Raw genomic sequence first — 19,033 nt, forward strand, 5'->3', positions numbered from 1 at the left:
AGGCCAGGTCGCACCACCTCATTCACCATCGCTGTGGAAGACTGCCTTGGCCGAACAGCTCGCTCAATCGCCACTTGAACTGATCGACCTCACAATAAAAGTTTTGCCTCAGCACCATTACTTAGCCGTTCAACAACTGTCTTTCACAGACTCATCCCTTGCTCTTTTGAGTTCACGGCGCAGACCATCAGCACTGGCATTGCAAAGCTCCGCAAAAGCAAAAAACTCCCGACTGCTAAATAGCAGGTCGATCCTATCTATTAGAGACTTGCTAAAGATAGTTGGCTCCATCTGCCTGTAACGCTCAGCGGAGGGGTTGCATTCGACTAGGCCGAAGGTGCGCAAAAAAAACCACGCCAAACTTTTCCCTGCGATCTCTACCGACCGATCTACCCGCGAAGCGCAACGAGACTTATAGTGATCTTTCAATATCTCTCGAATAAGGATCTTGCTATAAAATGGCAGGCTTCTCAACGCCAAAGCACAACGATGAATTTGATCTGCAAGATCGGGCTCATTGAGCTGATCTATCTCAAGCGCCTCGACAATATCAGAAGATATGTTTTTTACGCGTCGGCGTACAAAATTTTGTGAAGCAGTATCTAGGTCGGCACGGTATGCCCGACGATAGCTCATCTGGCTCTTTTGGGGATGCGGCTCACCCAAGTAACGCCATTGACCATCATTGAATGAGAGCATGCCGCTATGCAATGGACAGGCGAGAGCACAATGATCTAGGTCATCAGATGGCTTCTGTCTTTTCCTCGTATTATAGTCGGAACTTATCTGATTAAAAATCCAAACAACATCCCCTACAAACTCTCCTGCTTCAAACAAAGAAGCCACGCATCCATCTTTTTCGCACAAGCCTTGTGATCGATAAAACGCCTTCTTAAGCTGACGCGGCTGAGCAATCGAACTGGGATGGGAGGCATTGGGATGGCCTAGCCCATACCTCTTGATTCCATGAGGGTCAAAAGAATCACCACCAGGGAAAGAAAAGACCGGGTGCAAAGCGTCCGGATTGCAAGCGGATTTCACTGTCGGCCCGTACGTCCCCACAGAGATTACATTTCTTGCAGAAACATGTCGTTCTGACTCCGCAAGCATCATTGGGTACGTCATGAACAAAATATTATTATCTAGGTACATCTGATCAATGAGCTGTTGTTGCTCTTGGGACTTAGGGAGCTCATTACCCATAATCAAGACGTAACCTATATCCAAACGAACACTAAGCTTGGAATTTTTCCCTTGACTGAAGATTGGGTACGGATATCCTTTGAAAATGCTTTGAAGCTTCCACAGCAGCGCTTCTCGGCCAAAACTGCTGGAAAGTTCCTTCTGCCAATCAGCAACTTGACTAAAAGGTTTTTTAGTCTCTGCGTGAAAAGTCACCTTACCTAAAGCATCCTTATCGAAAATACGCCAAGCAGCCTGTTCGATCTCTACCAACGTCACTCGAATCGTGCAATCCTGCACTGTCACATACAAAAAATCTGTTATATGGCCCTTATGCAAGGAAAACTTATTTATTAGAGTTTCAAGATATAGGCCACCCGCGTAAAGCTCTGGGGTATGAAGCAAAAATGGGTGCTTGACTATGGCCTGATGGAGGTGTTTTTCATGGTGCGCCTCTTTGAGTTGCTTAGCACGACCCTCCTCACCTTTAGATACCGTTCGGCGCCCCTTAAACTCTTCCCCTCTCACTCGATAAGCATTTGATATTTTTATGGGTGTTGCGGCGCTCAGCTTTTCTTTGCACGGTTTGGTAATCGCGATCAGTTTCCGAAAGTCAGAAAAAGCTTTTGCGTAATCGACCTGCTCATACATATAGCGCCCCTAAGAATCGAGACAATACCTAACAATCCAGAAAGTCGACACAGGGGAAATTGTCATGTTCGACTTATCTGGATCTGATCTTCAGAAAATTAAATGGATACTGGAGCAGGAATATGAGGATGAGGATTGTACCCTACAATCTCAAAGTCCTCAAATTTGTAATCGTAGATGCTAGCTGGCTTACGCTTGAACACCAACTTCGGAAGAGGGCGTGGCTCACGAGTAAGTTGCAGCTTTACTTGCTCAATATGATTCAAGTAAATATGCGCATCACCCATGGTAACTACAACTTCGCCAACTCCCAAATCGCACTGCTGCGCCAACATATGAGTTAAAAAACTAACTCCAGCCAAATTATAGGGATTCCCAAGCAATAGGTCACTAGACCGAATATATAAGTGCGCGGACAACTTATTATTTGCCACATAGAATTGATAGAGCAAATGGCAAGGTGGCAGTGCCATCTTCCCGTTCTGCGCATTCTCTTGTGGGCTTACCGACTCATCCGGAAGGTACTCAACGTTCCACCCGTGGAAAAGAATGCGACGACTGTTTGGGTTCGTTTTGAGCGTGTTGATGACGTAGTCAATCTGATTAATGGTCTTGCCGTCCTGGGTAGGCCAGGCCGTCCACTGCTTGCCGTAGATTGGGCCCAGGTCACCGTCTTCAGTCGCCCACTCATCCCAGATGCTGACACCATGCTCTTTGAGCCATTTGGTGTTGGTATCACCGTTCAGGAACCAGATCATCTCGTTGATGATGCTCTTGAAATGCAGCTTCTTGGTGGTGAGAAGCGGAAAGCCATCTTCCAGGTTGTGGCGGAATTGACGACCAAAGACACTCAGCGTGCCTGTGCCGGTGCGATCGCCTTTTTCGACGCCATTCTCTAGCACGTCGGCCAGCAAATCGTGGTACATCTTCATTTCGGTTCCTCAAGGTTCGCGCTGACCAAATCCAGCGCGTCACGCAATTTCAAAATTTCAGTCTCTTGCTCTTTGATCTTCTTACGCAGCTCATCTGCGACCTGGACGAAGTAGTCCCTAGACTCGCGGACAGTGTCCAATCTCTTATCGAGCGTTGCACAAGAGTTCTCAGATTCCTGATACCTATTGAACCAATAAAGCACTTCCAATCGACTCTTTTCAAGGCGTTGCATCAGAATCGTCTTAGGATCCTGCTTCTTCTCGGCCTTGACCCTTTGCGCAAGCACTGCAAGGCGGCGGTTGTCCTTGATCGCCTCAAGCCGCTGCGACGGAAAGTCGCGCTGGCGAATGGTATTGCGATGAATGCCGGTGATACGGCTAAGCTCCGCCATCGTCGGCTTCAAGTTCGGATCAGAGGCAATCTGCATAAGCCCCTGAGCCAGCAGCTCAGTGTTCCGGTCGTAGTCGAGCTTATTCTTGGCATCAAACGCCTGGCCTGTCATACCTCAACCTCCTCACCAAGATGCTCCAACACACCCTTGGCTTCCTCCATCGCCGCTCGCAATTCCTCCTCCGCGCCTGCTGAGTTCGGAGAGCTCAAGGCCAAGCTGTTCTGCACATAGATCTCCCGCCATTTAGGAGCGTGAGCCTTGGTGACGACGGCGTTCTTGCACCGATTCGGATTGCAACGCAGCGATCCGATGCAGGGCAGAGACTCGTCAAATACCTCGCGCTGACCGCCGTAGCAGAAGCCTTGCCCCACATTGATGATCGCCATGCGCTTCTTGGCCATCTGGGCGATGATTTGCTCTTTGGTGTAGCCAGCCGCCATGTACCCGCTGAACACCTTCTTCATCCGCGCCTTGTGGCTCTCTGCATTGGGGCCGGCGTAGTTCCCGTCAGGATCGCAGTAGCTCAGGATGTACTCCTCCTCTGCCATTTGCGTCGGCGTCTTGCTAGATGAACGCCCACCCTTGGACAAGATCTCAGCGATCGCTCCGTACCCAAGCGTCACCGCACTGAACGCCTTGTTCTGGCCAGCACCACCGATAAGGTCACCAAAGTGCTTTAGTTGGTGAGAGATGAATGGGAGCCCAAGCTCAGCCCTGGCCGTCTGATAGGCCAGGGTGTGTCGCAACGTGTAAGGCGAGAACTCCAGCGACTCGAACTCCTCATCCGTCAGAATCTCCTCGAAGAAAGCTCTGAACTGGTGAGTGATACCAAGCGAGGACATTGAGTTAGGTTCGGCGTCCTGCGCGACGGTATCCACACTGGAGAACAAGTAAGGATTCTGCTTCACCTTAGCGATGAGGCAAGCAGCACGAATAGCGTCACGCACGATGGGAATCGCGATCCACTTGTCGTCGAACAGCTTTGCTAAGCCTTGGCGATGTTTGATCACGTTGCTGATCAGCAACCAGTAATCGCTCTCCTGCTCCATGCATGACTCGACCAGGATCTCTGAAAGCTCTGAAGGCCGCATGCCTGTGTACTGCGCCACAAGATAGCAGGCACTGTACGAGACGAAATTGACGTACCGACGAAACTCATCGTCCAATTTCGCACTGGTGAGCTTGACCAAGGTTACAGGTGCCTTGAAATCATGCTGACCAATTTCCGACAGGTACTCAGATCGAACCTCATCTAACGCCTCAGCCATCGCGCCGGACTCGTAGCCTTTCCTGCGGAGCCGCAGAGCTACGTAGAGATCGAAGTTGTACCGCGACAGCTCCTGGGCCCTTGCCAACGAATAACCACTGGCGTTCTGGCGAGTCAGGGCGACTAGGTCATCGACAGGCTCTCTGAGGGTGCTTAGGAAGTCGACAACCGCGAACGACGCCTCGCGAGAAGCTTTCTCGAATACATCGTTCGGCAGAATCCGGTACGTTCGCTCGGAAGCAGGGACATGCTTGAGTACCCTGGCCCAAGCCAGTGACTCCAGTTCGACGTGGGCTAATGGCTTATCGAAAATTTGCTCTTGGAAAAATGGCGACCTGACCAAGGTAAAGAACTTCTTGAGATCAGGGCCAAAGGCGTACGGATGAATGAGCGCTGCCTCCCGGTACATACCCGCGTCGAAGTACGTCAGACCATGGTGTCCAACCTCGAAGAACTCATCCGTCATCAACTGACGCGCCTGCCCTGACATCGTATCCAGGAAGCTCAATCCAGCCTTCATGCACGAAATGGCGGTGTTGGCCTTGATGTTCGTTGGCGAGGCAAACGAGCGCGTTGCCGCCGGCATCTTCAGCCAGCAATACAGGGCCACCTTGACCTCCAAGACCGCAGACTGATTGAGCAATGGATACGATTCAAAATTGAGCCGTAGTTTGGCTCCTTGGACGTTCCTGGCGGCGTTCGGATGATCTTCATTGAAGTCCCAGACGGCGTCGCCCAAGACCGATGTCTTACTGACAGGCAACGCCATCAGCGCTTGGTACCAAGAGAGTGCTTCCAGCGACACAGGAGTCGGATCGGCGATGTTCCTGCGCAACTCAAGCAGCAGGGTGTGAGCAGCTGTACGCCACTGTTTGTACGCAGCGAGTTCAGGGATCAGAGCATCGTTCACAGCGTTACTCCCTCGGTCAAAATACTGACCTGCAGGTTTTCAGAGAGGCGCTCAGCCTTGGTCAGCTCCTCCACGGAAAAGTCCGAAGTCTCCTGATCAAGGAGGTTGTTGAGCACATCAAGGTTGTCCAGGATGACGGCTCCGTAGGGCGTATCGAGCACCCGGTTGACCTCAATCATCCGTTGGTAGTCGCGCCGCATGGCGAAGAGTTCCGGCAGGTGCGATACCGTGATGATGCTGTTGCTGCATGAAAGGCACATGTTGAACAGCGTGCAGGGCTTGCTGGGGTCGTAGCTTGCCAAAGCCTTGATGAAAGCAGGCGGGTCAAAAACGTTCATGCAGGTGGCCAGGCCAGACCGCAGCGGCATCGCCTCGGGCGTGGACTCGATAGTCTTGGTCGGGATGAGCTTCGGAGCCTCCTCCAGCGTGTCTTGCTGCATTTCATGGAGAACCTTATTCAGCATCCGGCGCGCCATGGGGTTGAAGTCCATCTGATCCAGATAGGCCATGGTGGTGCTGAGGTTCTTATGTCCCAGAAGCACTTGAATCTCACGTGGAGAGACGCCGCGCTCGATCAGCTCGCTCACGAAGCTTGGTCGGAAACGTGACGGAGAGAGCTTGAGAGGATTGCCATCTTCGTCAAGCAGCCCATGATCCTGAGAGAGCTTATCCAAGGTCTTGTTGAGCTGGTTGCCACCAGAGTTCTCAAAGGAATCCACAACCCCGTATTTCCTGGGAGAGCTTGAACGGTAGATGAAGAGCTTGTTCTGAGCCTCGACAGGCGCATTCAAGCGGATCTCACGGGTCAGATGCTTCACATCGTCAAAGATCTGCTTGACCACACGGCCTTGGGAGGTCGTCAGCCAAGAGATTTCCGCATGGAAAATATCGAGATGAAGCATCTTCGCGCCTTCAGAACGCTCTTTCCAATACAGCAAGCAAGGGCGATCGGTTAAATCATGGCGCTCAATGAAGTCATCTAGCTCCAGTCCCAGCAGCGAGTCAGCGTTCATCCCGGTGACCTGGGCAAGTCGAGCGATGTACGGCGCAATGACTCGACCATCAACCTGATACTGCACGCCCCAGCTTTTATAAACCTCGAAGATCGAAATCGACGAAGCCGAAATAATCGACATGAACGCCCGTTGATAGGGGTCTTTTTTATCTACGGATTCGAAGTTCAGGGGCTTGCAGTCGAGTTTGTTCTCAAAAATCCACCGCGCGTTATCGAGAGTGTTAAAGCCTCGGCGTACTTTTCCGTCAGGGTTCAGCGGATTTTCCCCTGCCTGGCTTGGAACGTAAGGCTGGGCCAAGCGATTGGTTTCCTCAATCTCTTGCTCAATGACTCGCGAGATTCGGTTTCGCACAGACTGGGGGTAAGGCTTGTACTGGTCAGTCTCACGTTCAGTATCAAACCCTGTAGCACCGACGAAACTGGTCAGCCCCAGGCCCTCAATCTGGATTGCGCGTGCCATCATTTTCCGAGCAGAGCTCATCAGGGTGCTGCTGTGGCTGGTCGATAGCGAACGCTCCAGGATCTTGTCCTGGAGATAGCCCCTGAACTTAGGAAGGGAGTACGGCGTTACCAGCTCCCGGATATCCTCCAGGCCTGTGTAGTTGGCCTCCGTGAGATAGGCTCGGTAGTGTTTGAAAGCTTCGATGAAATTGTTCTGACCAGAAGTGCTACTGCTCTTCATTGATGAAGCGCTGAAGAGGTGCAGCAAGTGCTGGAAGGGACGCTCCGCTTCCGGGCTTGCGAGGTCAGACAGGCGATGGATGCGGACTGAGCGCAAAGCGTTGAAGACGTCTCGCAAAGATTCAGTGGGTTTGCTCTCTGTTTTCGAGGCAACCCGTTGCTCAACAGTTTGGTAGCTGGAATCAAGAACGCCGAGCTTTCGGAGGTCATCGAGGATCTCCTCGAATGTCATCCTCACGAGTTCATATCTCGTTCTCGCTCCATTGAAGCCTGATAACTCAGGGATCTCGCTCAAGAAGCCTCGATCTTTGATGCTGTTGCCAAACACCGGTATGGCCAACTTCTCCTCCATAGGCATGCCTTCATACCAAGCAAGCAGCCTACGGCGCCAATCGCAAGCGTTCGACGAATGACCTGGGACAATGATGCCTTCGGCGCGCATCGCATCGAAGATCGGCTCAAAGCTTGGGGCACGCTTCGAAATCGTTGCGGGGTTTAGATTGGTTTGTTCGATGACGTATTTAGGAGCCACCGCCAATTCGTCTCCCCTACTCAGACATACCTTCAGCAACGACTCCCGATCATCAGTAGCGCGAGCCACAAATGACTCAATGACGGCGTCTGCCTGATCCTTAGTCAGCCGACTCATTTCATATCTCCCGCATCAATTCTCAGGCGCGTCTGTTGGGAAAGCTCAGCCATCTCGCCTGCTTTCGTCTTGGTTTCAGTTCCGGGGCGTACGAGTTTCTGGTAGAGGTCGTAGGGGATCTGGGTATAGGTTTCCGAAGTGCTGAGGCGCGAGTGACCCAGCGTCTTTTGCACGGTCACTAGCCGGTCAAGGTAATCACTACCAATGTCTGGCGTCCTCAACAGGGCATAGGCGTTCCCGTGCCTCAACTTGTGGGGAGAAATCATCCTGTCGATTTTCAGCAGGTTCAGCGCTCGCTCGGATGTGCGCTCCAAGAGCTTGGAGATCGAGCGAGGGGTGTACTCACCCCCCTCCGCATTCAGGAAAGCAGGGGTGTTCTCAGCCCCCTTGAATTGACGCTTAGTCATTTTGTACAGCGGCGAAGCATGGTACTTTTTGATGCGCAGCAGCGTGGCGCGGCTGACCAACGTCTGACGGGGTTTGAAGGAGTCCGCAGGGCCTTTGCTTCCATCAATATGCAGCGGGCAGTAGTCCGCGTTCACCGGTTCTGAAACACCAGGCGAGATGAACAACGTGTCCTGGAATTGAAGGGCATCATCGATGGCCTTGAGGGTCACTCGCGGGACTTCTGAGCGGCGCACGCCTGCGTCGTACATGAACTGGAGCAAGCAACGCTCACGCTCACTCTGCGTGGCCAGGATGAGCTCTCTAAGATTATTCAGGGAACAGGCCACCACCAAGTTCTTGTTAGGACGGGGAGATAGGTACCCGGCAGTGTAAGGGTTAGGCGCGGTACGAGGCGCAGGTACGTCGTCCACTCCCCGGCATAGAGAATCGTTGAAAAACGCCATCAAAGACGAATCCCGGTTGCGCACCGTCTTCTTGGAAAGGCCTTCTGCCTCGCGCAGGTGAGCGAAGTACTCCTCGATCACGTGGGTGCGGATTTCCAAGAACGCTGAGTCACGCTCGCAATCACGGAACTCACGGCGGTTCATCAGGTACTCGCAGGTGTACCCAAGGTTGCGACCATAGGTGATGGCCGTCTGCTGGGATATATCGGCTTCCCGGAGCGCGTGGGATAGGTAACTCGATATCAAGGGCATGAGGCGCTCATCGTCATCAAAGACGGCTGTCCCTGTGACGTTCACGGCTTCCTGGAACGGGGATTCTTCGGATGGATCGTCCCGCCTGGTTGGGGACTCTCTGAAATCTAGGGGTTTGCCCTTAATTGCGATGACCTTCACTGCTTCCATTCTCCTCAAGGCGGCCCGTACTATACACAATGTGCATTTCGTACCGGGGCACAATAAATGAGCTTGGAAGGTAAAGCCTTACTACGCAGCCATTGCGTACTGTGCGGATTCTTCGAGGGGGTATAATAGGCCCAGGTCATTCGAACGGATGTAAAGCGTCAGGGAAATCTCTTTGGTCTCGACGTTCGGATGGAACTGGTACAGCAGATGGCACGGCGGCAGGGCCATTTCATCGAGCTGAGCGACGTTCCAGCCGTGGAACAGAATGCGGCGGCTGCCCGGATCCTTGATGATCGTGTCGACGCACTGGCGCACCTGGTCGATGGCTTTGTACAGCACCACGTAGGCCTGGCCGTCTTCTTCGCCTTGGGCGATCTGCTTGTAGCCGTTGCTCAGGGTTTGTTCGATGGCGGCGGTGTTGCTCAGCGGGATCTGCTTGTACGCCGGCCATTTGCGCCATTGCACGCCGTAGATCTCGCCGAGGTCGTCGTCACCCTGACGGAACGGGTTGGCCAGCCACTGCGCGTTTTCGTTGGCATTCTGGTCCCAGACCTTGCAGCCCAGCGCACGAAACTCGGCAGCGTTGTTCACCCCACGGAGGAAGCCGCACATCTCGCCGATGGCCGACTTGAAGGCCATTTTGCGCGTGGTGATCGCCGGGAAGCCTTCCTGCAGATCGAAACGCAGCATCGCCCCCGGAAAACTGATGGTGTTGATGCCGGTGCGGTTGGCCTGTTTGGTGCCGTTCTGGATGACGTGCGAGACCAGTTCGAGATATTGCTTCATGAGTTACCTGTGTCCTTTGAGCCCCGGCGTCGCGCGCCGGGGTTCGTAGTTTAAGCCGTCGGGGCGAGCGGCGCTGCCGGGGCGCGACGATAGGCCAGCCAGATCAGGAACAGTCCGCCGACGATCATCGGTACGCACAATACCTGGCCCATGGTCAGCCAGTTCCACGCGAGATACCCCAACTGGGCATCCGGCACGCGGACGAACTCGACGATGAATCGGAAGATGCCGTAGAACAGCGCGAACATCCCCGACACTGCCATGGTTGGCCGCGGTTTGCGCGAGAACAGCCAAAGGATCAGGAACAGCGCCACGCCTTCGAGGGCGAACTGGTACAACTGCGACGGATGACGCGGCAGTTGCGCCGGGTCGCTGAACGGCGGGAACACCATCGCCCATGGCACGTCGGTAGCCTTGCCCCACAGCTCGGCATTGATGAAGTTGCCGATACGCCCGGCGCCCAGACCGATCGGCACCATCGGCGCAACAAAGTCCATCAACTGGAAAAACGACTTGCCGTTACGCTTGCCGAACCACAGGGCCGCGAGCATTACACCGATGAAGCCGCCGTGGAACGACATGCCGCCCTTCCACACTTCGAAAATCAGCGTCGGGTTGGCCAGATAAGCGCTCAGGTCGTAGAACAGCACATAACCCAAGCGCCCACCGACGATTACCCCCATCGACAGCCAGAACACCAGATCGGAAAGTTTCTCCTTGGTCCAGGTCGGGTCGAAACGGTTGAGCCGGCGCGACGCCAGCAGCCACGCACCGCCGATGCCGATCAGGTACATCAGCCCGTACCAGTGGATTTTCAGCGGACCGATGGCCAGGGCCACCGGGTCGATCTGCGGGTAAGGCAGCATTGCGACTCCTCGTAAGAGTGAAACCAGAATTCCCGGGCGACGCTGCCACCACAGGATTAAGCCAGGATTTTTACAGCAGGAAGCTCAACCCGACGCTGAACAGCAAAGCGGCGAACAGCCGTTTCAGCAAGCGCGGCGACAACCTGTGCGCCAGACGCGCGCCGAGACGGGCGAAGACCATGCTGGTCAGGGCAATGCCCAACAACGCCGGCAGATACACAAAACCGAGACTATGCGGTGGCAACAACGGATCGTGCCACCCCAGAATCATGAAACTTGCCGCACTGGCCAAAGCGATCGGCAGACCACACGCCGATGACGTCGCCACGGCCTGCTGCATCGGCACGCTGCGCCAGGTCAGAAACGGCACGGTCAGCGAGCCGCCACCAATACCGAAAATCGCCGAGGCCCAACCAATCAGCGTGCCCGCCGCAGTCAGACCGAGTTTACCCGGCACCGTTCGGCTGGCCTTGGGTTTGACGTCCAGCGCCAGTTGCACGGAGACCAACAGAGCGAACACGCCGATGATCTTCTGCAGGTTCGGCCCGGAAATCGCCTCGGCCGTCAGCGCACCGAAACCGGCGCCGAGCAAAATGCCGACGGTCATCCACATGAAAATCGGCCAGCGCACCGCACCACGGCGGTGATGCTCACGCACGGCGTTGACCGAGGTGAAGATGATCGTCGCCAGCGACGTGCCGACCGCCAGATGCGTGAGGATCGACTGATCGAAACCCTGCAGGGTGAAACTGAACACCAGCACCGGGACGATAATGATCCCGCCACCGACGCCAAACAGCCCGGCCAGCACGCCCGCACAGGCGCCCAGCGCCAGATAGAGCAGAAATTCCACGAGCGTCTCCCCAGACCGCATCCGCAAAACAGGAGCGGCATGGTAACGGATGCACACCCTTCGGCTCCACTGGCGATGGATGCACGGACGCCGGATGCGTAGAGTGAGCAAAAATCACACAAGGACCACCTTATGTGCCTGATCGTTTTCGCCTGGCGCCCGGGCCATGCCCAGCCGCTGATCGTCGCGGCCAACCGAGACGAGTTCTACGCCCGGCCGAGCCTGCCACTTGCGCCGTGGCCAGAGGCGCCGCAGGTCCACGCCGGACGGGATCTGGAGGCTGGCGGCACCTGGCTGGGGATTGGCACCAACGGGCGCTTTGCCGCGCTGACCAACATCCGCGATCCGCAGCAGCAGCCGGCGCTGAAGTCGCGCGGGGAACTGGTGGCGCAATTTCTCAGCGGCAATGCGTCGATTGATGATTATTTGAGCGATGTGGTTGGCCGCGCCGGGGAATATGCCGGGTTCAACTTGCTGCTCGGCAACAATCATGAGCTGTGGCACTTTAATGCGCGAGCGTCCGAGCCGGTGATGCTCGCTCCGGGGGTTTATGGCTTGTCCAACGCCGGGCTCGATACGCCCTGGCCGAAGCTGCTCAAGGCCAAAGCGGCGCTGAACGCCGTGCTGGACGATCCGCAGCCTGAGCGGTTGCTGGAATTATTGAGTGACGCACAGACGCCGCCCGAAGCCGAGTTGCCGGATACCGGGGTGGGCATGGCGACTGAAGCGCTGCTGTCGAGTGTGTTTATTGCCAGCCAGAGTTACGGGACGCGGGCGAGTACCGCGCTGGTGGTGCAGGCGGATGGGACGCGGCGGATGGTTGAGCGCAGTTTTGGGCCGTATGGCGGACGTCTTGGCGAAGTTGAAGTCTTGCTTGAGCGGTGTGTCGACTGACGCCTTCGCGAGCAGGCTCGCTCCCACACTGGTTTTGTGATCGACACAAATCTCTTGTGGGAGCGAGCCTGCTCGCGAAGGGGCCGTCAGCCCTTTCAGAGCGCTTTGTTAACCACCGGCGCATTCATCTTCGCCAACCCAAGATTCTTCAGCGCCAATTGCAGCGAGCTGTGGATAACTTGCGGGTTATCGATGGTCATCAACTCCGCCAACAATTCCTGCGCCTTGCTCAGATTGACCTGACGCAGCATCCACTTGACCTTCGGCAAGTTGGTGGCGTTCATCGACAGGCTGTCGAACCCCATCGCCATCAACAGCACTGCTGCCGCCGGGTCACCGGCCATCTCGCCGCAGATGCTCACCGGTTTGCCTTCGGCATGTGCGTCACGCACGACGGTTTGCAGGGCTTGCAGCACCGCTGGGTGCAGGTAGTCGTAGAGATCGGCCACCCGCGGGTTATTACGGTCGACCGCCAGCAGGTACTGGGTCAAGTCGTTGGAACCGACCGAGAGGAAGTCGACCATCCGCGCCAGCTCCTTGGTCTGGTAGACCGCGGCGGGGATTTCGATCATCACGCCGATCGGCGGCATCGGCACGTCGGTGCCTTCGTCGCGCACTTCGCCCCAGGCCCGGTGAATCAGGTGCAGGGCTTCTTCAAGTTCGTGAGTGCCGGAGATCATCGGCAGCAGAATCCGCAGGTTGTTCAGGCCTTCGCTGGCCTTGAGCATTGCGCGGGTCTGCACGAGGAAGATTTCCGGGTGATCGAGGGTGACGCGAATGCCGCGCCAGCCGAGGAACGGATTGTCTTCCTTGATCGGGAAGTACGACAGCGACTTGTCGCCACCGATGTCGAGGCTGCGCATGGTCACCGGTTGCGGATGGAACGCGGCGAGCTGCTCACGGTAGATCGCCAGTTGTTCCTTCTCGCTCGGAAAGCGCTGGTTGATCATGAACGGCACTTCGGTGCGGTACAGACCAACCCCTTCGGCGCCACGCTTCTGCGCCCGTGCCACGTCCGCCAGCAGGCCGGTGTTGACCCACAGCGGCATGCGGTGGCCGTCGAGGGTCACGCACGGCAGATCACGCAGGGCATCAAGGCCCAGCGCCAGTTGTTTCTCTTCTTCGACGATTTCCGCGAACTGCTTGCGCAGCACTTCGCTCGGGTTGGTGTAGACCTCGCCGCGTACGCCGTCGACGATCATTTCGATGCCGTCGACCTTGGCGTACGGCAGGTCGACCAGACCCATTACCGTCGGAATACCCATGGCCCGCGCAAGGATCGCGACGTGGGAGTTACCCGAACCGAGTACCGACACCAGACCGACCAGCGTGCCTTCCGGCACTTCGCCGAGCATCGCCGGGGTCAGTTCTTCACTGACCAGAATGGTTTTTTCCGGGTAGACCAGGTTCTGCTGACGCTCTTCCTGCAGGTAGGCCAGCAAGCGGCGGCCAAGGTCTTTGACGTCCGAGGCGCGCTCACGCAGGTAGGCGTCGTCCATCAGTTCGAAACGGTTGACGTGATCGGTGACCACCTGACGCAACGCGCCCTGCGCCCACTGGCCGGTCTTGATCACGGTGGTGACTTCGCTGCCCAGCGAGGCATCGTCGAGCATCATCAGATAGACGTCGAACAGCGCACGTTCTTCCGGGCGCAACTGCGTGGCAAGTTTGGCCGACAGCGTGCGCATGTCGGCACGCACGCCTTCGATGGCGGTCTTGAACAGCGCCAGCTCGGCGTTGATGTCGGTGATGGTCTTGTCCGGCACCACGTCCAGATCCGCCGGCGGCAGCATCACCACCGCGGTACCGACCGCCGCCCCCGGCGAGCCCGGCACGCCAACGAACTTGGCTTCCTGAATGCCCTTGCCCTGCCGGCCCAGACCACGGATCGAGCCCGTAGCCTCGGCGTGGGCGATTACGCCGGCGAGCTGTGCGCTCATGGTCACGAGGAAGGCTTCCTCGCCCTCGTCGAACTGACGGCGTTCTTTTTGCTGGATGACCAGCACGCCGACGACGCGGCGGTGGTGAATGATCGGTGCGCCAAGGAACGAGGCGTAGCGCTCTTCACCGGTTTCAGCGAAGTAGCGATAGCGCGGGTGATCCGCAGCGTTTTCGAGGTTCAGGGGTTCTTCACGCGTGCCGACCAGACCGACCAGACCTTCGTTGGGTGCCATGCTGACCTTGCCGATCGAGCGCTTGTTCAAGCCCTCGGTGGCCATCAGGACGAAGCGATTGGTCTCGGGATCAAGCAGGTAGACCGAGCAGACCTGGCTGCCCATGGCCTCTTTGACGCGCAACACAATAATCCCCAACGCCGCCTTGAGATCCTTGGCGGAGTTAACTTCCTGGACGATCTTGCGCAGCGTATTGAGCATGGCTCGGGGTCGAACTCCGTCGTCAGTCGCGCGCTAAAAGGCGCGGGGCAAGCTCTTTGAGAGCGCGTCGATACACCTCGCGCTTGAATGTCACCACCTGGCCCAACGGATACCAATAGCTGACCCAGCGCCAGCCATCGAATTCCGGTTTACCGGTCAAATCCATCCGCACCCGCTGCTCGTTGGAGATCAGGCGCAGGAGAAACCATTTCTGTTTCTGGCCGATGCACAGCGGTTGGCTGTGGGTACGCACCAGGCGTTGCGGCAAACGATAGCGCAACCAGCCTCGGGTACAGGCCAGTATTTCAACATCTTCACGTTCCAGGCCAACTTCTTCGTTCAGCTCGCGGTACAAGGCGTCTTCCGGCGTCTCTTCAGGGTTGATTCCCCCTTGCGGAAACTGCCAGGCGTCCTGATTGATACGGCGAGCCCATAGCACCTGGCCGGCGTCATTCGTCAGAATGATCCCGACATTGGGACGGAAACCATCGGGGTCGATCACGGCAACAACCTCGCAAACGCATGTCGCCGCATTGTTCCACAAAGGTTGATCAGGCGGCAACGAAGCTTCCGAGCTTATGTGCACTCTTGTGAAAAGACCGTATTCTTGTCGCCTTTTTACTGACTTTTCAGCGGGTAACTGCAATGCGCCTGGCTCTATTCGATTTGGACAACACCCTTCTGGGCGGCGACAGCGATCACGCCTGGGGCGACTATCTGTGCGAGCGCGGCTTCCTCGATCCGATCGCCTACAAGGCGCGCAACGACGAGTTCTATCAGGATTACCTGGCCGGCAAGCTGGATAACGCGGCGTACCTGAATTTCTGCCTGGAGATCCTTGGCCGTACGGAAATGGCCGTGCTGGACGCCTGGCACAGCGATTACATGCGCGACTGCATCGAACCGATCATGTTACCCAAGGCGCTGGAGCTGCTGAAAAAACACCGCGACGCTGGTGACAAACTGGTGATCATCACCGCGACCAACCGCTTCGTCACCGCACCGATTGCCGTGCGCCTGGGCGTGGAAACCCTGATCGCCACCGAATGCGAAATGATCGACGGCCGCTACAGCGGGCGCAGCACTGACATTCCGTGCTTTCGTGAGGGCAAGGTGACGCGGTTGAATCGCTGGCTGGAAGAGACCGGACACTCGCTGGAAGGCAGCTATTTCTACAGCGATTCGATGAATGATCTGCCGTTGCTGGAGCAGGTGGCGAATCCGGTGGCGGTTGATCCGGACCCGAATCTGCGCGCCGAGGCCGAGAAGCGTGGTTGGCCGGTGATTTCGTTGCGCGGCTGATATCGCCTTCGCGAGCAGGCTCGCTCCCACACTGGATCTGTGTCGTTCACAATCCCCTGTGGGAGCGAGCCTGCTCGCGAATAGCGTCGACGCGGTCTGAAGCCCTAAACCGGCTTGGCCCCCATCAACCCCGCGATGGCGAGAAATCCAACTCCGCTGACAATCGCCAGCGCCAGATTGAATGTGCGGTTGCCCACCCCGGTTGTCCACAACCGATCAAGCCGTACCAGCAGCCAGACCGCACTGAACGTGGCCACGGCATAGATCACGCTGGAGCCCAGAATCCACAATTGTCCCAGTGGCCAGCCAGTCAGGTGCACCAGCCACCAGCCGGTAAACGGCATGCTGAGGATACCAATCAACATCAGGCACCAGATAAACAGCCAGGGCCGCCGCATCGTCGTGGCCGGCCCTTCGCTGCGATTACGCCAGGTCAGGACGGCGAGCAACAGCCCGCTCGCGAGGATGACCACGGTCGCGACGACGTGAAGGACCTTCAGGGTTGTCAGGGTTTCCATGCGTTTCTCTTCCTTGGGCCATGCCCTTCAGCGTAGCCGCTCAGCCAAGAAACAGCTGATAGGCCGGGTTCTCGCTTTCATCCCAGTACGGGTAGCCGATTTCCGCCAGTGCCGCTGGCACCAGATGGCGCTCGTCATGGGGAACTTGCAGGCCCGCAACCACACGGCCATCGGCGGCGCCGTGGTTGCGGTAGTGGAACATTGAAATGTTCCAGCGCCCGCCGAGTTTATTGAGGAAGTTGAACAGCGCCCCCGGACGTTCGGGGAATTCGAAGCGGAACACCATCTCATCGATGACATGCGCGGCGTGCCCGCCGACCATGTGGCGAATGTGCAACTTGGCCAGTTCGTTGTCGGTCAGGTCAACCACCGGAAAACCCTGCTCGGTCAGGCTCGCCAGCAGTGCGCTGCGCGGGTCGTTGTCCGGGTGCGTCTGTACGCCAACAAAGATGTGCGCTTCGCTGCCGGTGTTGTAGCGGTAGTTGAATTCGGTGATCTGGCGTTTGCCGACGGCTTCGCAGAACGCCTTGAAGCTGCCGGCCTTCTCCGGGATGGTCACGGCGATGATCGCTTCGCGGCCTTCACCCAGCTCGGCGCGCTCGGCGACGTGGCGCAGGCGGTCGAAGTTGACGTTGGCACCGGAGTCGATGGCGACGAAGGTCTGCCCGCTGACACTGCGCTGCTCGACATACTTCTTGATTCCGGCCACGCCCAGCGCGCCGGCAGGTTCGGTGATCGAGCGGGTATCGTCGTAGATATCCTTGATCGCCGCACAGATCTCGTCGGTGCTGACGGTGATCACTTCATCGACGTAGTCTTTGCAGATTTCAAAGGTGTACTGACCGATCTGCGCCACCGCCACGCCGTCGGCAAAGATGCCCACGGTCGGCAGAACCACACGCTCGCCCGCCGCCATCGCCGCTTGCAGGCAATTGGAATCGTCCGGCTCGACACCGATGATCTTGATGTCCGGGCGCAGGTATTTCACATACGCCGCGATGCCGGCGATCAGACCACCGCCGCCCACCGGAACGAAAATCGCGTCCAGCGGTTGCGGATGCTGACGCAGGATTTCCATCGCCACGGTGCCTTGCCCGGCAATGGTGTGTGGGTCGTCGTACGGATGGATGTAGACGTAGCCTTTCTCATCGACCAGTTTCAGCGAGTAGGCCAGCGCCTCCGGGAACGAGTCACCGTGCAGCACCACTTTGCCGCCGCGCGAACGCACGCCCTCGACCTTGATTTCCGGGGTGGTCTTGGGCATGACGATGGTGGCTTTGACGCCCAGCACTTTCGCCGCCAGCGCCAGGCCCTGCGCATGGTTGCCCGCCGACGCGGTGACCACGCCGCGGGCGCGTTCTTCGTCGCTCAGTTGCGTCAGCTTGTTGTAGGCCCCGCGAATCTTGAACGAGAACACCGGCTGCAAGTCTTCACGCTTGAGCCAGATGTCATTGCCCAGCCGCTCGGAGAGCTGACGGGCGTTGTGCAGCGGGGTTTCTACGGCAACGTCATAAACGCGCGAGGTGAGGATCTTTTTGACGTACTGTTCAAGCATCGGAAAGCATCACTGAGCGGTTGGGCGGGACCCGGGAGTCTAACCCGGCTTTTGCCGATGCGACCACACGAATCCAGAGGTTTTAGCCACGCTTGCGGCTATAATGCCGGCCTTTCTGCCCACCCCTTGCCCGCTTCGGAGCCCGCATGACCCAGGATCAACTCAAACAGGCCGTGGCCCAGGCCGCCGTCGACTTCATCCTGCCGAAACTCGACGACAAGAGCATCGTCGGCGTCGGCACCGGCTCCACCGCCAATTGCTTCATCGATGCCCTGGCCCAGCACAAGGGCGCTTTCGATGGCGCTGTTGCCAGCTCCGAAGCCACTGCCGCGCGCCTCAAGGGCCACGGCATTCCGGTGTATGAGCTGAACACCGTCAGCGACCTGGAGTTCTACGTCGACGGCGCCGATGAAAGCGACGCGCACCTGAACCTGATCAAGGGCGGTGGCGCCGCGCTGACCCGCGAGAAGATCGTCGCGGCCGTGGCCAAGACCTTCATCTGCATCGCCGACGCCAGCAAACTGGTACCGGTGCTGGGCGAGTTCCCGCTGCCGGTCGAAGTGATCCCGATGGCCCGCAGCCACGTGGCGCGTCAACTGGTGAAACTCGGCGGCGACCCTGTTTACCGCGAAGGTGTGCTGACCGACAACGGCAACATCATCCTTGATGTGTTCAACCTGCAGATCACCAACCCGGTGGAGCTGGAAGCGCAGATCAACGCGATCGTCGGCGTGGTCACCAACGGCCTGTTTGCCGCGCGGCCAGCGGATCTGTTGTTGCTCGGGACCAGTGAGGGTGTGAAGACCCTGAAGGCTGAATAAGCCAGACTGCCCACCTTGGTGTGGGCAAATGAAATACCTGTGGGAGCTGGCTTGCCAGCGATAGCGGCTTGTCAGTCAACAATGATGTTGAAAGTGATGGCCTCATCGCTGGCAAGCCAGCTCCCACAGTG

16 protein-coding genes are annotated in these 19,033 nt (G+C 57.2%); 3 read left to right on the plus strand and 13 right to left on the minus strand.

Annotation, left to right across the window (positions count from 1 at the left end; all coding sequences use genetic code 11):
* Positions 1-129 precede the first annotated feature (129 nt).
* The 9 genes from ACGSLL_RS06600 to ACGSLL_RS06640 all read right to left on the minus strand — a co-directional run bounded on the left by ACGSLL_RS06600 (position 130) and on the right by ACGSLL_RS06640 (position 11,437).
* Positions 130-1,833, minus strand: a complete 1,704-nt coding sequence (locus ACGSLL_RS06600; RefSeq protein WP_394504263.1) for a Shedu anti-phage system protein SduA domain-containing protein — start codon at positions 1,831-1,833, stop codon at positions 130-132.
* 98 nt (positions 1,834-1,931) lie between these two features.
* Positions 1,932-2,765 carry a thymidylate synthase gene (locus ACGSLL_RS06605; RefSeq protein ID WP_394504265.1) on the minus strand — a complete coding sequence of 278 codons (834 nt, stop codon included), beginning with the start codon at positions 2,763-2,765 and terminating at the stop codon, positions 1,932-1,934.
* Positions 2,762-3,268, minus strand: coding sequence for a hypothetical protein (locus ACGSLL_RS06610; RefSeq protein WP_394504267.1), 507 nt, complete (start codon positions 3,266-3,268; stop codon positions 2,762-2,764). Before ACGSLL_RS06610 ends, ACGSLL_RS06605 begins: the two co-directional genes overlap by 4 nt.
* Positions 3,265-5,334: a tyrosine-type recombinase/integrase gene (locus ACGSLL_RS06615; protein ID WP_394504269.1), complete on the minus strand. Its 2,070-nt coding sequence runs from the start codon at positions 5,332-5,334 to the stop codon at positions 3,265-3,267. The genes ACGSLL_RS06610 and ACGSLL_RS06615 overlap by 4 nt, the downstream gene beginning before the upstream one ends.
* Positions 5,331-7,679: a site-specific integrase gene (locus ACGSLL_RS06620; RefSeq protein ID WP_394504272.1), complete on the minus strand. Its 2,349-nt coding sequence runs from the start codon at positions 7,677-7,679 to the stop codon at positions 5,331-5,333. Before ACGSLL_RS06620 ends, ACGSLL_RS06615 begins: the two co-directional genes overlap by 4 nt.
* A complete protein-coding gene (locus ACGSLL_RS06625) occupies positions 7,676-8,923 on the minus strand; it encodes a tyrosine-type recombinase/integrase (RefSeq protein WP_394504274.1) in 1,248 nt (415 codons plus the stop codon). The genes ACGSLL_RS06620 and ACGSLL_RS06625 overlap by 4 nt, the downstream gene beginning before the upstream one ends.
* 90 nt (positions 8,924-9,013) lie before the next feature.
* Complete coding sequence (thyA, locus tag ACGSLL_RS06630; protein WP_394504276.1) at positions 9,014-9,718, minus strand: thymidylate synthase; 705 nt, start codon at positions 9,716-9,718, stop codon at positions 9,014-9,016.
* 50 nt (positions 9,719-9,768) lie between these two features.
* Positions 9,769-10,584, minus strand: a complete 816-nt coding sequence (gene lgt / locus ACGSLL_RS06635; RefSeq protein WP_090287239.1) for a prolipoprotein diacylglyceryl transferase — start codon at positions 10,582-10,584, stop codon at positions 9,769-9,771.
* 70 nt (positions 10,585-10,654) lie between these two features.
* A complete protein-coding gene (locus ACGSLL_RS06640; protein ID WP_394504279.1) occupies positions 10,655-11,437 on the minus strand; it encodes a sulfite exporter TauE/SafE family protein in 783 nt (260 codons plus the stop codon).
* Positions 11,438-11,569: 132 nt separating this feature from the next.
* On the opposite strand from ACGSLL_RS06640, the gene ACGSLL_RS06645 reads away from it, so the two are divergent.
* Positions 11,570-12,331 (plus strand): NRDE family protein, encoded by a 762-nt coding sequence (locus ACGSLL_RS06645; protein WP_394504281.1) that lies wholly within the window; start codon positions 11,570-11,572, stop codon positions 12,329-12,331.
* 95 nt (positions 12,332-12,426) lie between these two features.
* On the opposite strand, the gene ptsP is transcribed toward ACGSLL_RS06645, so the two are convergent.
* Together ptsP and ACGSLL_RS06655 are read right to left on the minus strand one after the other, a co-directional pair.
* On the minus strand, positions 12,427-14,706 hold the full coding sequence (gene ptsP, locus ACGSLL_RS06650) for a phosphoenolpyruvate--protein phosphotransferase (protein ID WP_394504283.1): 2,280 nt from the start codon (positions 14,704-14,706) through the stop codon (positions 12,427-12,429).
* A 22-nt stretch (positions 14,707-14,728) separates the two neighbouring features.
* A complete protein-coding gene (locus tag ACGSLL_RS06655) occupies positions 14,729-15,208 on the minus strand; it encodes an RNA pyrophosphohydrolase (RefSeq protein ID WP_003229203.1) in 480 nt (159 codons plus the stop codon).
* Between the two features lie 143 nt (positions 15,209-15,351).
* Between ACGSLL_RS06655 and ACGSLL_RS06660 the strand changes: the two genes are divergently transcribed.
* A complete protein-coding gene (locus ACGSLL_RS06660; RefSeq protein WP_394504286.1) occupies positions 15,352-16,008 on the plus strand; it encodes a histidinol-phosphatase in 657 nt (218 codons plus the stop codon).
* A gap of 104 nt (positions 16,009-16,112) precedes the next feature.
* Here ACGSLL_RS06660 and ACGSLL_RS06665 read toward each other — a convergent pair whose 3' ends face one another.
* Positions 16,113-16,526 carry a DUF2269 family protein gene (locus tag ACGSLL_RS06665; RefSeq protein WP_394504288.1) on the minus strand — a complete coding sequence of 138 codons (414 nt, stop codon included), beginning with the start codon at positions 16,524-16,526 and terminating at the stop codon, positions 16,113-16,115.
* Positions 16,527-16,566: 40 nt separating this feature from the next.
* Positions 16,567-18,081: a threonine ammonia-lyase, biosynthetic gene (gene ilvA, locus ACGSLL_RS06670; protein ID WP_394504290.1), complete on the minus strand. Its 1,515-nt coding sequence runs from the start codon at positions 18,079-18,081 to the stop codon at positions 16,567-16,569.
* Between the two features lie 146 nt (positions 18,082-18,227).
* On the opposite strand from ilvA, the gene rpiA reads away from it, so the two are divergent.
* Positions 18,228-18,902, plus strand: coding sequence for a ribose-5-phosphate isomerase RpiA (gene rpiA, locus ACGSLL_RS06675; RefSeq protein ID WP_007913886.1), 675 nt, complete (start codon positions 18,228-18,230; stop codon positions 18,900-18,902).
* The last annotated feature ends 131 nt before the right edge of the window (positions 18,903-19,033 follow it).

It is taken from the genome of Pseudomonas retamae (assembly GCF_043496865.1).
Classification (GTDB): domain Bacteria; phylum Pseudomonadota; class Gammaproteobacteria; order Pseudomonadales; family Pseudomonadaceae; genus Aquipseudomonas; species Aquipseudomonas retamae.